This is a genomic window from Streptosporangium sp. NPDC049644, assembly GCF_040675205.1.
Taxonomy (GTDB): domain Bacteria; phylum Actinomycetota; class Actinomycetes; order Streptosporangiales; family Streptosporangiaceae; genus Streptosporangium; species Streptosporangium fukuiense.
The window spans coordinates 14,445-27,948 of record NZ_JBFAOJ010000010.1 but is presented as its reverse complement, the minus strand read 5'-3'; the positions used below and the strand labels follow the sequence as shown (position 1 = coordinate 27,948).

The 13,504-nt window shown below is 69.5% G+C and carries 9 protein-coding genes; 7 read left to right on the top strand and 2 right to left on the bottom strand.

What is annotated here, in order from left to right:
• Window positions 1–121 precede the first annotated feature (121 nt).
• From AB0J58_RS08115 to AB0J58_RS08085, 7 genes are all read left to right on the top strand, one after another.
• Window positions 122–1,885 (top strand): sigma factor, encoded by a 1,764-nt coding sequence (locus AB0J58_RS08115; RefSeq protein ID WP_364211856.1) that lies wholly within the window; start codon window positions 122–124, stop codon window positions 1,883–1,885.
• Between the two features lie 521 nt (window positions 1,886–2,406).
• Entirely contained in the window at window positions 2,407–3,534 is a 1,128-nt protein-coding gene (locus AB0J58_RS08110) for a GNAT family N-acetyltransferase (protein ID WP_364211853.1), read from the top strand.
• A 153-nt stretch (window positions 3,535–3,687) separates the two neighbouring features.
• Window positions 3,688–4,518, top strand: coding sequence for a glycosyltransferase family 2 protein (locus AB0J58_RS08105; RefSeq protein WP_343969768.1), 831 nt, complete (start codon window positions 3,688–3,690; stop codon window positions 4,516–4,518).
• Between the two features lie 2 nt (window positions 4,519–4,520).
• Window positions 4,521–5,462: a glycosyltransferase family 2 protein gene (locus tag AB0J58_RS08100; protein WP_364211850.1), complete on the top strand. Its 942-nt coding sequence runs from the start codon at window positions 4,521–4,523 to the stop codon at window positions 5,460–5,462.
• Window positions 5,459–6,262 carry a polysaccharide deacetylase family protein gene (locus AB0J58_RS08095; protein WP_030911982.1) on the top strand — a complete coding sequence of 268 codons (804 nt, stop codon included), beginning with the start codon at window positions 5,459–5,461 and terminating at the stop codon, window positions 6,260–6,262. Before AB0J58_RS08100 ends, AB0J58_RS08095 begins: the two co-directional genes overlap by 4 nt.
• A gap of 254 nt (window positions 6,263–6,516) precedes the next feature.
• The gene (locus AB0J58_RS08090; protein ID WP_364211847.1) at window positions 6,517–9,336 is read left to right on the top strand and encodes a hypothetical protein; all 2,820 of its coding nucleotides are present in this window, start codon (window positions 6,517–6,519) and stop codon (window positions 9,334–9,336) included.
• A 95-nt stretch (window positions 9,337–9,431) separates the two neighbouring features.
• Window positions 9,432–10,661 (top strand): DUF418 domain-containing protein, encoded by a 1,230-nt coding sequence (locus AB0J58_RS08085; RefSeq protein WP_364211844.1) that lies wholly within the window; start codon window positions 9,432–9,434, stop codon window positions 10,659–10,661.
• Between the two features lie 19 nt (window positions 10,662–10,680).
• Here the strand turns inward: AB0J58_RS08085 and AB0J58_RS08080 are convergent, their stop codons facing one another.
• Both AB0J58_RS08080 and AB0J58_RS08075 read right to left on the bottom strand, forming a co-directional pair.
• Complete coding sequence (locus tag AB0J58_RS08080; RefSeq protein ID WP_364211841.1) at window positions 10,681–12,003, bottom strand: xylan 1,4-beta-xylosidase; 1,323 nt, start codon at window positions 12,001–12,003, stop codon at window positions 10,681–10,683.
• 296 nt (window positions 12,004–12,299) lie between these two features.
• Complete coding sequence (locus AB0J58_RS08075; protein ID WP_364211838.1) at window positions 12,300–13,325, bottom strand: phosphotransferase family protein; 1,026 nt, start codon at window positions 13,323–13,325, stop codon at window positions 12,300–12,302.
• Between the last annotated feature and the right edge of the window lie 179 nt (window positions 13,326–13,504).

Below are 13,504 nucleotides of genomic sequence, written 5' to 3'. Positions count from 1 at the left end.
GGCATGATATTGACCCATCTGGTCAACCGGTTGCGGGGAGGTGACGTCCTACGCGTGTGGGGCCTGGAACGGGCGAGCGACGAAGCCCGTGAACGAGCCCGTCCCGCGGGGAGGAATGTCCGTGCCCGGATGGCCGACCGTCGGCCGAACCGACGACCAACAACTCGTTGAGACGCTGCGGCGCGCCGACGCGACGGCGCCCGCGAGCCTCTACGACTCCTATGCCGAGCGTCTCCACGACTATGCCTACTCGCTGCTGGGCGACCGCGAGAGCGCCACGGGCGCCGTCCACGACGCCCTGGTCACGGCCCAGGGCCAGGTGGACCGCCTGCGCGACCCCGGCCGTCTGCGCGCGTGGCTGTACGCCCTCGTACGGGTCCGGTGCGCGGGCGCGGAGCGCGGCGGCCCACGGGGGACGGCAGCACCTCCCGACGTCCATGACGACCCGGGTGAACGGGAGTTGGCCGCCCTGGTCCACGAGGCGATGGCGGAGCTGGGCGGGCAGGAACGCGAGGTGCTGGAGCTCTCGCTCCGTCACGATCTCGGCGGCGGCGAGGTCGGCGCGGTGCTCGGACTGTCCTCCAGGCAGGTGGCGGCGAGGCTCTGCCGGGCCCGCGACCACCTGGAGAACGCGGCGGCCGCCGTGGTGCTCGCCAAGGTCGGCCGGGCGCACTGCCCCGACCTGTCGGCGATGGTCGACTCGTGGGAGGGCCCCCTCACCACGATCCTGCGCAGGCGGCTGTCGGCCCACATCGGCCGCTGCGAGGTATGCGTGGAACGCAGGGACCGGCATGTCTCGGCCGGGCGGCTGCTGGACCTGGTGCCACCGGCCTACCCGCCGCTCTCGTTGCGCCGCCGGGTGATCGAGACCTGCCTGAACCCGGACCTGAGCGAGGAGCGCGCCTCCGTCGTCGCCCGGGGCGACCACTTCGACAGGACCGGTTTCCCCGCGGAGGGGCAACGGTCACCGGGCCGCCGGCGGTCGGGGAGGAAGGAGTCGGCCGGCGGGCGGACGCGCGGCAAGGGGAGCCGTGGGACCGGACAGACGGCCTCCCCCACGGGGAACGCCGCCGGCACCCGGTCCCGGCGCGCGGCGGCGGCGCCGCCGGATGGCGAGGGGCGGCGTACGGAGGTGCTGCCGGCGCAGCGGCGGAGGCAGCGGAGGCGCAGGGGGCCCGTGCTGCTGCTGGCGGCGGCGTGCGCGCTGGCGGCCACCGGGGCGGTGGTCGCGGTGGGCGGGCAGGACCTGGCCGGCGGGACGTCGGGGAACGCCCAGGCCGCACCGGGTACGGAACACGCGCTGATCACGCTGGAGCCCGGCCCGGAGCCGACACCCGACCTGCCGGAGGACCCGGAGACGGCGGACCCAGAGACGGCGGACCCGGAGACGGCGGACCCGGAGAGCGCGCCGACCCCCACTCCGCGAAGGACCCGAACGACCGGGACAGCCGCCCCCACCGCGACGCGGCCGGCGCCGACCCGCAGGTCCTCGGCGGGACCGGCCCGTGCCACCACCCCGCCTCCCGCGGCCGGGCGGCTGACCGTCTCGTGCCCGTCGGACATCGGAGAGGGCGCCGGGCAGATTCAGCTCGCGGCCCGCAACGCCGCGCTCTCCTGGTCGGCGACCACCTCCGGCGGGCTCGACGTGCATCCCGCCCGGGGACGGCTGAAGGCGGGTGCGAGGGCCATGATCTGGGTCACGGCCAAGGACCCCTCGGAGAGCGGCGCGGGACGGGTCGCGTTCAGGTCCGCCGGGGGCAACACCGGATGCGCGATCTCCTGGGAGAACCCGGAGGCGGACGCCACCGCGCCTCCCCCGGATCCGGCCCCCGACCCGACCCCGGCCCCCTCCGCCGGAGCGAGTTCCGAGGGGGAGGCAGGCTGATCCCCGCATCTCGTTTTACCTAACACCGAGACTTCTCTCAGGAATCCGGTAAACCATGGACTGGTGCCGAGCGTCGGCATTGACGTCCATGCTGAGTGATTGATCACATGAAGGCGCGATCAGTCACGTCATTACCAACCGGGAGTTTCGGAGATGTCGATCAACCGCAGAGTGCTCAAATGGGCGCTCACCTTCGCATGTGTCGCGGGGGCCGTGATCGCCTTGGTGGACATCGACACCCCGTTACGCCTGGTTCTCACCCCTCTGTTCCTGTTGGCGGTTCCAGGCTTCGCAGTGGTAGGACTGTTGCGTGATCGTGACCCTCTTGCGGCACTATCAGTGGGGGCAGCGGCAAGCCTGGTTGTGAACGTCCTCTTGGCCGCTGCCATGCTCACTTTTGACGCATGGTCGCCTCGTGCCGGAGTCGCGACGATCGCGGTGCTCGGCGGTTTCATATACGTACTACGCGTGTTGTATCGGGGGAGCGGGAGCTTGCAGACCGAACAGGGGGTCAGGTCAAGGTGAACATCGTCATCGTTCGCCCGGGAGACCTCGGGGAGTCCGAGATCTCGCGATGGCGGGAGTTACAGGTAGCCGACCCGTCGCTGGACAACCCCTTCCTCTCCGTGGAGTTCGCGCTCGCCATGGGGCGCCTGCGCGACTACGTCCGCGTCGCGGTCATCCAGGACGACGGCAAGATCGTGGGATTCTTCCCCTACGAACGGCACAGTTTCGGGATCGGCAAGCCGCTCGGCGGCTTCCTGACCACCTGCCACGGACTGATCTCGGTCCCCGGGCTCGACCTGGACGTCCGTACCCTGCTGCGCGCCTGCAGGCTCTCGGTCTTCGACTTCGACCACCTGGTCCCCGGCCAGCCGACGTTCGCGGCGTACGAGACCGACGTGCGGCCGGCGCCGGTGATGGACCTCAGCGTGGGCTTCGAGACCTACATCGAGCAGGTGAAGGCGAACTCGCCGAAGAACCTCAAGACCGTCCGCTACAAGGAGCGCAAGCTCGGCCGCGAGCAGGGCGAGATCCGCTTCGAGTGGGACTCGTCCGACCTCGGCACGCTCCGCACGCTCACCAACTGGAAGTCCGACCAGTACCGCAGGACGGGCCGCGTCGACCGCTTCGCCCAGCCGTGGATCGTCCAGTTGCTCGACGAGATGCACGCCGAGAAGTCCGAGAGTTTCGCGGGTGTCCTGACCATGGTCTACGCCGGAGACAGGCCCGTCGCCGGGCACTTCGGTCTCCGTACCGCGACGACCCTGGTGGGCTGGTTCCCCGCCTACGACACCGAGTTCGCACGCTACTCCCCCGGCATCATGCACCACCTGCACATGGCCGAGCACGCCGCCGGCTCGGGACTGCGGCAGGTCGACATGGGCAAGGGCGGGCGCGAGTACAAGAGCTGGCTGAAGAGCGGTGACCTCTTCGTCGCGGAAGGCCGCGTCTCGCGTCCCTCTCCCGCGGCCGCCGTCCACTGGATCGGCCGTACTCCGGTCAACAAAGCACGAACGATCGTTACGGATCGCCCGCATTTGTACAGACTTGCCGACCGGGTGCTGAAGGGGTTCGGCCGTATGCGCTCCCCCGCGCAGAACCAATCCAGCCCCCCGGCCGTCAAGGAACCATGGGGAGTGGGTTAGACCGCTCCCGTCATCGCACCCCATTCGCCAGGACCCTCGCATGCAACCCTCATCGCATTTGCCATTTCCCCCGATCCCTCCGATCGCCTATGGCCTCGGGTCCGTCCGCCAGTCGCCCCTGACGACAGACCGCCCGGAAGGACATCCGTCATCATGAGTCCCGAAGTCGCAAAGCACTACAACAACAAGCCCCCCCTGAGGGCGGTGCCGCCCATCGAGCGGTTCACCCCCATCACCCCCAATGTGGCGATCTCCCCGACCGTCAGCGTCGTCGTACCGGCCATGAACGAGGCGGAGAACCTTCCGCACGTCTTCGCGACGCTGCCGCAGTGGATCGACGAGATCGTCCTGGTGGACGGCAACTCGGTGGACGACACCGTCGCCGTGGCCAGGAAGCTGCGCCCCAACGTCCGCGTGGTCCACCAGACCGGCAAGGGCAAGGGCAACGCCCTCTCGGCCGGATTCGCCGCCTGCACCGGCGACATCATCGTGATGATCGACGCCGACGGGTCCACGGACGGCCGCGAGATCATCCAGTTCGTGGGCGCGCTGGTCACCGGGGCCGACTTCGTCAAGGGGTCGCGCTACGCGTCCGGCGGCGGCAGCGACGACCTGACGTTCATCCGCAAGTTCGGCAACAAGTCGCTGACCGCACTGGTCAACAGGATGTACGGCACCAGCTACAGCGACCTGTGCTACGGCTACAACGCCTTCTGGGCCCGCCACCTGGACGTGCTCAACCTCGACTGCGACGGCTTCGAGATCGAGACCCTGATGAACGTCCGCGCCGCCAAGGCCGGGCTCAAGGTTCACGAGGTGCCCAGCCACGAGCGCTGCCGCATTCACGGCGAGAGCAACCTGCACGCCGTCCGCGACGGCATCCGGGTGCTGAAGACCATCATCCGCGAGTGGCGGAGCAACCCGGCTCCCGTGGTGCACGAGCCGGCCACCTCCACCCGCGCGGCGGACCAGGGCGCCGCGTAGCCATGAGAAGCAGTGTCGTCATCTGCGTCTACACCGAGGAGCGCTGGGAGGACATCCGAGCAGCCATCGAGTCGGTCGAGAACCAGAGCCGCCGGCCGCACGAGATCATCCTGGTCGTCGACTACAACCCGGACCTCCATCTGAAGCTGAAGAAGGAGTACCCCGGCGCGATCGTGGTGGAGAACGCTCAGGAGAAAGGGCTGTCCGGTGGCAAGAACACCGGCGCGGCGACCGCCTCCGGCGACATCGTGGCATACCTGGACGACGACGCCGTCGCGGAACCTGGCTGGCTGGAAGCACTGGAGGAGGGCTTCCAGGACCCGACCATCGTGGGGGTGGGCGGGCTGACCAGGCCGCTGTGGGGCACCGGGCACCGGCCCGGATGGTATCCCTACGAGTTCGACTGGACCGTGGGCTGCAGCTATCGCGGCATGCCCACGCAGCGGGCGCGGATCCGCAACGTCATGGGCGGCAACGCGGCCTTCCGCAGGGAGGCCGTACAGGAGGTCGGCGGGTTCCACACCGGCATCGGCCGCAGCGTGCAGGGACGCAAGCCACGCCCGCTGGGCTGCGAGGAGACCGAGTTCTGCATCCGGCTCTCGCAACGGAAGCCCGGCTCGGGGATGCTGTTCGAACCCGCCGCGGTGATCGGCCACAAGGTGCCGGCCGTGCGCGCCACCTTCGCCTACTTCCGCTCGCGGTGTTACGCGGAGGGCCTGTCCAAGGCACTGGTCACCCAGAGCGTGGGGGCGGGCGACGGGCTGTCGAGCGAGCGGGCGCACGCGATGAAGGCGCTGCCGCTGGGCGCGTTGCGCGGGATCGGCGAGGCGTTGCGGGGTGATCCGTCCGGTCTCGGCAGGGCCGGCGCGATCGTCGTCGGCCTCGCCTGGACCACCTGGGGTTACGTCATCGGTTCCCTTCGACTGAAGCGGGTGCGTTCATGATCCGCGTACCGATCCTGATGTACCACTCGGTCTCCGACCGGCCCAACGCCGAGACGAAGCCGCTGGCGGTACGACCCTCTGCCTTCGCCGAGCAACTGGCCTACCTGAAGGAGAACCGGTTCACGCCGCTGACGGTGGCCGACCTGGTCGCCTCGCTGCACAAGAACAACGGCCGCTCCATCCCGGAGCGGCCGGTGGTGGTGACCTTCGACGACGGGTACGCCGACTTCCACAGCGAGGCGCTGCCCCTGCTCGAGCGCTACGACTTCCCCGCGACCGTCTTCCTGACCAGCGGGTGGGTCAGCGACGCGGGCAAGGACGCGGCGGGCAGGCCGCTGGACACGATGCTGTCCTGGAGCCAGGCGCGCGAGGCCGCCTCGTGCGGCATCGAGATCGGCGGGCACAGCCACAGCCATCCCCAGCTCGACCAGCTTCCGGACGACGAGCTCCGCCAGGAGCTGCGGCGCAACAAGGCCCTGCTCGAAGACAAGATCGGCTCCCTGGTCTCGACGATGGCCTACCCGTACGGCTACTCCAGCGTGCGGGTGCGACGCGAGGTCAGGCGGGCCGGCTACTGGGCCGCCTGCGCGGTGAACAACGCCATCGCCGCCGACCGGCACGACGTGCTCGCGCTACCGCGCCTGACCGTCGCCGAGGGCACGTCGATGAGAATGTTCAGCCGGGCCGTCGAGGGAAACCAGGTCCCGCTGATCTACATGAGAGAACGGATGCTGACGAAGGGCTACGCCGTCGTCAGGCGCACGAGATACGGCCTGCGACGGGTGCGCGGCCAGGTGTGAGCGGCCGGTCCGCTCCGGGAGGGCAGCGGTCCGCGGGCCGGCGCCCTCCCGGGATACCCGGTCCGCTCCGGTGCCTTCCGCGTGGGGGGCGGGGCGGCCGGACAGGTGCCGCCGGACGGGGGTTCGGTCGCGATATTGCTCTTCAACGGTCTACGCAAAACAGCCGAACATGACGTATCTTCCCGTTCGCTCGTCGCACCCCGGTCCGCGTAGCCGCCATGATGTTAGACGTGAGGCAACGGGCAGGTAATGACGTGACGACGGCGCCGGCGGCGGAGACCGCCGAGGTCGAGGGGACCGATCCCACCCACCCCGCGCCTTCGGACGGAACGCGGGCCGGGTCCGACAGCGGGCCCACCGGCACGGCGCCCTCCGAGGCTCCCGAGGTTCCGGACGAGGCGCCCGACGGCGGGGTTCCCGATCCCGACGCACCGGTCGACAGCCATGACGGCGGCGACAGGGCATCGGACGAGGCCGACGACGCGCCGGACACTCCGGGTGCGCCACCGGAGGTGATCTCCGACGACGACGACTCGGAGGTCACCGCCGTCATGCGGCTCCCCGCACGCCCGATCTCACCGCCCGCGGCGGACGCTCCCGAGGCCGGGGACGCCTCCGACGGCGAGATCGACACCACGACGGAGATGCGTCTGCCCTCGGCACCGCTCCGCCCGACGCCGGAATCCCCTGCGCCGGAATCCGCGACGCCGAAGCCCGCGGAGCCGGAACGCACGGAGCCGGAACGCACGGGACCGGTGGCCGCGGAAGACGGAACACCGGAGCGGAGACCGCGGGAAAGAGCCGCCGCGACCTCCAGCCCGCTTCCAGGGACCTCTGAGACCGCTTCGGAGGCCATGGGAGCTCCAGCCGATCGGGAGCCGCGGAGCGCGCCGCGGAGCCCGGAGAAGGCGGCTCCGGCCGCTGCCAGGCCGTCACGGACGACGACGGTGATGCGGTCGGCCGCGATGTGGCTGCCACCGTTGCTCACGATCGAGGGCCTGATCATGTACGTGCTGGCCCTGCGCGTGGCGCCGGGCCCGCTGCGGGGCGTCGACGTGACCAAGATCGACGCCCTGGGCCTGATCTCGGCCATGCCCGTGACCGCGTTCGCCGCGATCCTGCTGATGCTCGTCGCGTTCTTCGTCACGATCGCGCAGAACACCGACCGCAAGTTCCTGCTGCTCTTCCAGATCGCGGCGATCACCTTCGCCCTGCACGGGGCGTCGGCCCTGATCTCGGACGAGGCCAGGTTCCCCACCGCCTACGTGCACGCCGGCTTCGTGGAGTACATCAACCGCACCGGCGAGTCGTCCGCGATCCTCGACGCCCGTCTCGCCTGGCCGGGGTTCTTCGCGCTGGTGGCGTTCGTCACCAAGGCCGCCGGCGTCACCGACCTGTCGACGATCATGCGGTGGACGCCGCTGTTGTCGAACCTGCTGTACCTGCTGCCGTTCGTGCTGATCCTGCGCCAGGTGGTCGCCACCACCCGGGCCCGCTGGTTCGCCGCGCTGCTGTTCGTCATCGTCCAGTGGATCGGCCAGGACTACTTCTCCTCCCAGGGCTTCACGTACGCGATCTACCTGGCCTTCGTGGCGATCGTGCTGCGCTGGTTCGGCAAGGTCGAGCCCCGCGACAAGCCGATGCCGGCCAAGGGACGCGTCCGGCGGCTGCTGGCCCGGCTGGACGGGCTGACCCCCGGCGAACTTCCCCACTCGACCGGCGTCTACGACCGGGTGATCATGCTGATCGTGCTGATCGGCCTGTTCGGCACCGCGACCGCCTCGCACCAGATCACCCCGTTCATGATGCTCGGCGCGCTGAGCGGCCTGATCCTGCTCCGGCGCACCTCGCTCAGCTGGGCGCTGCCGTTCTTCCTGGGCCTGATCGTGCTGTCGTGGATCAGCTACCAGACCGTCACCTTCTGGAGCGGGCACATCGACCAGCTCTTCGGCGGTCTGGGCCGGATCCTGCAGAACCTGCAGAGCAACACCGGCGACCGGATCGACGGCAGCGACCCCAGGCACGCGCTCGTCCTGATGGCCCGCCTCGGCATCTGCGGCGTCATCCTGGCACTGGCCGCCATCGGCCTGCTGCGCCGGGTACGGCGCGGCGTCGGCGACCGCGCGGCCCTGCTCCTGCTCTGCATCCCGGTGCTGGCGCTCGGGCTGCAGAACTACGGCGGCGAGATCGGCCTGCGGATCTACCTGTTCGCCCTGCCCGGCGCCTGCATCCTGGCCGCCTACGCCTTCTTCCCGAACCTGCCCGCCGGCACGGAGGACGCGCCGGAGGAGACGGTGCCGATCCGCAGACGCAACATCCGGTTCAACCCCGAGCTGACCCGCCGGATCTCGCTGCTGCTGGCCGCCGGGTGCGCCATGGCGCTGGCGATGGTCTTCCTGGTCGCCCGGTACGGCAACGAGCAGTTCGAGCGGGTCTCGGCGAGCGAGGTCGCGGCGATGCACTACATCTACGACCACGACGAGCCCAGTGCCCGCGTCCTCTATCTGAGCCCGACACTCGGCCCCGAGGTCACCCCCATCATCCCGTGGGGCGAACGGGACTTCGACAAGATCTCCTACGAGCAGGTAGAGGTCTCGGAGGATCCGGCCGACCTCTCCGGCACGCTCACCAAGCTTCGCGCGTCGCCCCCCAACACCTACCTGGTGGCGACCCGCGCGCAGGCCGGGTACCTGCAGCTCAACCACGGTTACCCCGCTGACTGGGCCCCCCGGTTCCGTGCCGCGCTGGACGCCCACAAGGATCTCAAGCGGGTGTTCAACGGCGAGGACGCGGCCGTCTACACGCTGAAGTCCTTCCCCGAGGGCACCGAGATCCCCGAGCGCGGGGTGCCGATCGGTGGCAGCGACCCGACCTCGCCGTGGACACCCGTCGGCCTGGTGGCACTGGGTGTCACGTGGATCGCGCTCTTCACCTACCAGGTGTTCCTGCTGCGTGGCGGTGAGCGGAGGAGCAAGGCGAGGAGGCGCATCCTGTTCATCGCGGTGCCCGCCTTCGTGCTGGCCCTCGCGGTGATCGCGGAGCGCTTCGTCGTCATCGGCTACCAACTTCAATAAAGGACAAAGTCTCCTGGCCGACGGCCTCCTCGCGCCATACTGAGCACCGTTTGCCAGGAGACGCCTGTCTCAGAGCCTGGTCGAAGGACGGTTGGATGTTCACAGGGGAACCCCGTGGCCGGGCGGGGAGCTCCACCCAGACCTCGGGACGGCGGATCGCGGCGGTCGACGCGTTGCGTGGTTTCGCGCTGCTGGGCATCGTGGTGGTCAACATCACCTACCTCGCCTCCGGATACCGGATGGCGGGGCTGGCGACGCCGTCGTTCTCCGCGCCGCTCGACTGGGAGGTGCGCTGGGTCGTCTCGCTGTTCTTCGAGAACAAGTTCTATCTGCTGTTCGCCTTCCTGTTCGGCTATAGCTTCACCCTCCAGCTCGACTCGGCCCACGCCTCCGCGACGGCGTTCGTCCCCAGGTTCCTGCGCCGCCTGGGAGGGCTGTTCCTGCTCGGCCTCGCCCACGGCATCCTGCTGTTCCCCGGTGACATCCTGGCCACCTACGCGGTGGTGGGGCTGGTCCTGCTGGCGGTGCGGCGGATCACCCCGCGCACCGCGATGATCTCCGCGGTCGCGCTGACCGTGGCGCTGGCGGTGGGGATGCTGCTGCTGGCCTTACTGGCGACACTGGGCACCGACGCCTCAAGGGCCGTCTCCGAGAACGCCGCGCAGGCCGCCATGTCCGACCGCGCCCTGCACGGCTCCGCTTCCATGATCATCAATGAGCACCTGCACAAACTGGCCAGGATCTTCGTGCTGCGGGTCTTCTTCCAGGGGCCCACGGTGCTCGCCGCCTGCCTGGTCGGGCTGGCACTGGGCAAGATGCGCCTGCTGGGAGATCTGTCCGGACACACGGCGACGCTGCGGCGGTTGCAGTGGGCGGGGTTCACCGTCGGCCTCGCCGGGGCCGTGGTCTACACGCACGCGACCTGGTCGGGCGGCGGGCACGCGTACCACATGGTCGGTCAGTCGGTGAACCTGGTCACCGCGCCGTTGCTGGCCGCGGCCTACGCCGCCACCCTGCTGCGCCTGCTCCCCGCGGCACCTCGCCTGGCCGGGGCGCTCGTGCCTCCCGGCAGGGTGGCGCTGACGAACTACCTGGGGCAATCGCTGATCAGCTCACTGATCTTCACCGGCTACGGGATGAGCCTGGTCGACCAGCTCAGCCCGTTCTCCGTGGTGTCGATCGGCATCGCCATCTTCACGGTCCAGGCCGTGTGGAGCCGATGGTGGCTGAGCCGCCACCGGTACGGGCCGGTGGAGTGGCTGCTGCGCTGGTTCACCAACTGGCGCAGGCCCTCCCGCTCCCCGGCCCGCCCCGAGCGCGCCTAGCCCGTCCGCCCCGCCGCGCTCACCCCTCGCCGGTGCGCTCGCTCCACCTGACCTCGTACGGCTTCAACTCGAACTGCTTGCCGTCCACGGTGGTGTTCGCGGCCGCGTCGGTGGTGTTGACCATCACGAGCTGACGCTCCTGGGCGAGGACCCGCACCTTCTCGTTGGAGGAGGTGACCGTCTCCAGTTCGGTCCCGAGGGGGAACCACTTGGTGAAGCCGCTCAGGATGCCCGCCATCGGCATCTCCGCACCGGTGCTCGGGTGCCACAGGCAGCCCAGGCAGATCTGGTCGTCGCCGGTGGACTTGCGCTGGGGGCTCCAGTAGAGCGAGGTGGTGACGCCGCTGGTGGCGAACTCCATCATCGCGGCGGTCTGCACCGCGATGCGACGTTCCTCGCTCCACTCCCTGCTGTCCGGCTCGACGTACCACTCGGCCCACCAGACCGGCAGGTTGCCGCTCTTCTGCCGCAGCCAGGTGGTGAGGGCTCCGAACTTGCCCAGGGCGGTGAACTCGTCGGGGTAGGCACCGGCCTCCCTGGTGACCGAGGCCCCGTCGACGACGATGAAGTCGGCGCCCTTCTTCTTCTCGATCCAGTACTCGACCGCCTCCAGGTCACGCTGGATGACGCTGCCCCACGGTCCCTGGATCTCCGCCCCCTGCTCGGGAGCGGTGGTGCTGCCGACCGACACGTACGGCCCGCCGACCTTGATGTCCTTGTCCACGGCCTTCAGCGCGTCGTAGACCTTGTTGTAGAGCTCGGTGTAGCCCTCGATGTCCCAGCGGTTCTGGGCGTTGTTCCAGAAACCCTTCAACTCGTTCCAGACCATGTAGTGCTTGACCGTGGGGTAGCGCCTGGCGACCGTCGCGGCGAGCTTGGCGTAGTCGTCGAAGTGCTCGCGCCGGGGCGCCGTCTCCAGCTGCGTCCAGTCGGTCCGGCCGGAGGTGCCGCCCTTCATCCAGTCGGGCGCGCAGCAGAGCGTGATGATCGGGATGGCCTGGGACCTGGACATGAACTTGACCCGACGGTCGAGGTCACGGAAGTCGTTCTTGCCGGGTGCGGGCTCGGGGTTGCCCGCGCCCCAGCCCATGATGTGCTGGTTCTGCAGCATCGGGACCCGGCTGAGCATGTGGGAGGCGGACTCGGTGACCGCGCCGCTCTCGTTGTCGGCGCTGAACTCGGTGTGGGTGATGCCCCAGCGTGGCCAGCTCTGGACCGCGGGTGGTTCCTCCAACGTCGGTGCCGCCTGGGTGGGAGGAATTGTCATGCGCTGTCCGCGGGGAATATCCGGTTTGACAGCGAAGGCGATGATGCCGACCACCAGCACCACCGTTACCGCCATCGCTCCCAGTGCGACCGGCCAGGCCGGGCGCCGTCGCTGGTGCCGTCCGTTAGTCGGTATCACCGATTCCTCAATCCTCGCAGGTCAACGAATGTAGCGTTCCACAGCGACAACGGACGTGACGGTGAGCCGAGCTGGTTCACAGACAAGCGTTACCGGTCGCGTCGCCAGCGTATCCATGGCGACTTGCATGACGGTTGAAACCCAGAAGTAGTTCCCGTCACGCCCATGGTTCACCTGGCCGTGCGACACCCGCACCGCGGGTCCGGAAGCGGTCGGGGAGCGCGACCGCGGGTTCAGCCCTCCAGGACCCGCAGCGCCCGGTCGACCAGGGTGGGGACGGCGGCGCCGATGTGCTCGAAGCCCTCACCGACGGTCTTGCCCTGCTTGAACCTGGCGTGGATGCCCTCCACGATGACGGCGAGCTTGTAGTTGCCGAAGGCCAGGTAGAAGTCCAGGTCGGACAGGTCGGCGCCGGAGGCCTTGGCGTAGTGCGCGGCGAACTCGCGGGCGGTGAGGAAGCCGGGGGCCACGGTGACACCCGCCGCGACCGGGATCGAGGCGCGCTCGGTGTCGCCGGGGTCCTGCCAGTAGGTGAGGGTGAGACCGAGGTCCGCCAGGGGATCACCGAGCGTGGACATCTCCCAGTCGACGACGGCGAGGATGTCGGGGTCCGGGGAGACGCGCACGAGCGTGTTGTCGAGCCGGTAGTCACCGTGGACCAGCGTCGAGGCCGAGCGGGCGGGCAGCCGCTCACGCAGCAGGGCCGCCAGGCGGTCGTAGGCGGGCAACTCGCCGGTCTTCGAGCGCTCCCACTGCTGTCCCCAGCGCTCCAGCTGGCGGGCCATGTATCCCTCGGGGCGCCCGAAGTCCCCCAGGCCCGCCTTCTCGTAGTCGATCGCGTGGATCTCGGCGAGCACCTCGGCCAGCCGCTCCGACAGCCTCCGGGTCTGCTCGGGGGTGAGATCCCGGGTGTCCTCCTGGCTCCGCACCGCCGCGCCGTCCACATGCGCCATGAGGTAGAACGGCGCCCCGATCACGTCCTGGTCGGCACAGAAGGCGACCGGCTCCGGCACCGGGACCGAGGTCGGCGCGAGCGCCGAGATCACCCGCCACTCGCGCCTCATGTCATGGGCGGTCGGCAGCACATGGCCCAGCGGCGGCCGGCGCAGCACCAGGCGGCGCTCGGAGGTCTCGACGATGTACGTCAGGTTGGACCTGCCACCGGCGATCAGGGAGACCCCGGTGGGCTCGCCGGCGCCGGGGACGTTGGCCGCGATCCATTCGACGAGGCGGGGCCAGTCGATGCCAGGGGTGCTCATGGCCCTTATTAGAACGCCACTCGGGTGGGTGGCGCCAGCCGGAGTCCCACAATGAGATCCCGAAACGTTGCCTCCCCGCTGCGAGGAGATCCCTTCCGTACTTTATCGTTACATTACGTCCCTACCAGCATGCTTGGGCTTTGCGGCATCCTGCACAGGATGACGTAAGGGGACCCCGC

Excerpts from the sequence above, each read along its gene's own strand:
- AB0J58_RS08080 (WP_364211841.1), bottom strand. The coding sequence starts at position 12,003 with ATGGCGGTAACGGTGGTGCTGGTGGTCGGCATCATCGCCTTCGCTGTC.
- AB0J58_RS08075 (WP_364211838.1), bottom strand. The coding sequence starts at position 13,325 with ATGAGCACCCCTGGCATCGACTGGCCCCGCCTCGTCGAATGGATCGCG.
- AB0J58_RS08095 (WP_030911982.1), top strand. The coding sequence starts at position 5,459 with ATGATCCGCGTACCGATCCTGATGTACCACTCGGTCTCCGACCGGCCC.
- AB0J58_RS08085 (WP_364211844.1), top strand. The coding sequence starts at position 9,432 with ATGTTCACAGGGGAACCCCGTGGCCGGGCGGGGAGCTCCACCCAGACC.
- AB0J58_RS08100 (WP_364211850.1), top strand. The coding sequence starts at position 4,521 with ATGAGAAGCAGTGTCGTCATCTGCGTCTACACCGAGGAGCGCTGGGAG.
- AB0J58_RS08105 (WP_343969768.1), top strand. The coding sequence starts at position 3,688 with ATGAGTCCCGAAGTCGCAAAGCACTACAACAACAAGCCCCCCCTGAGG.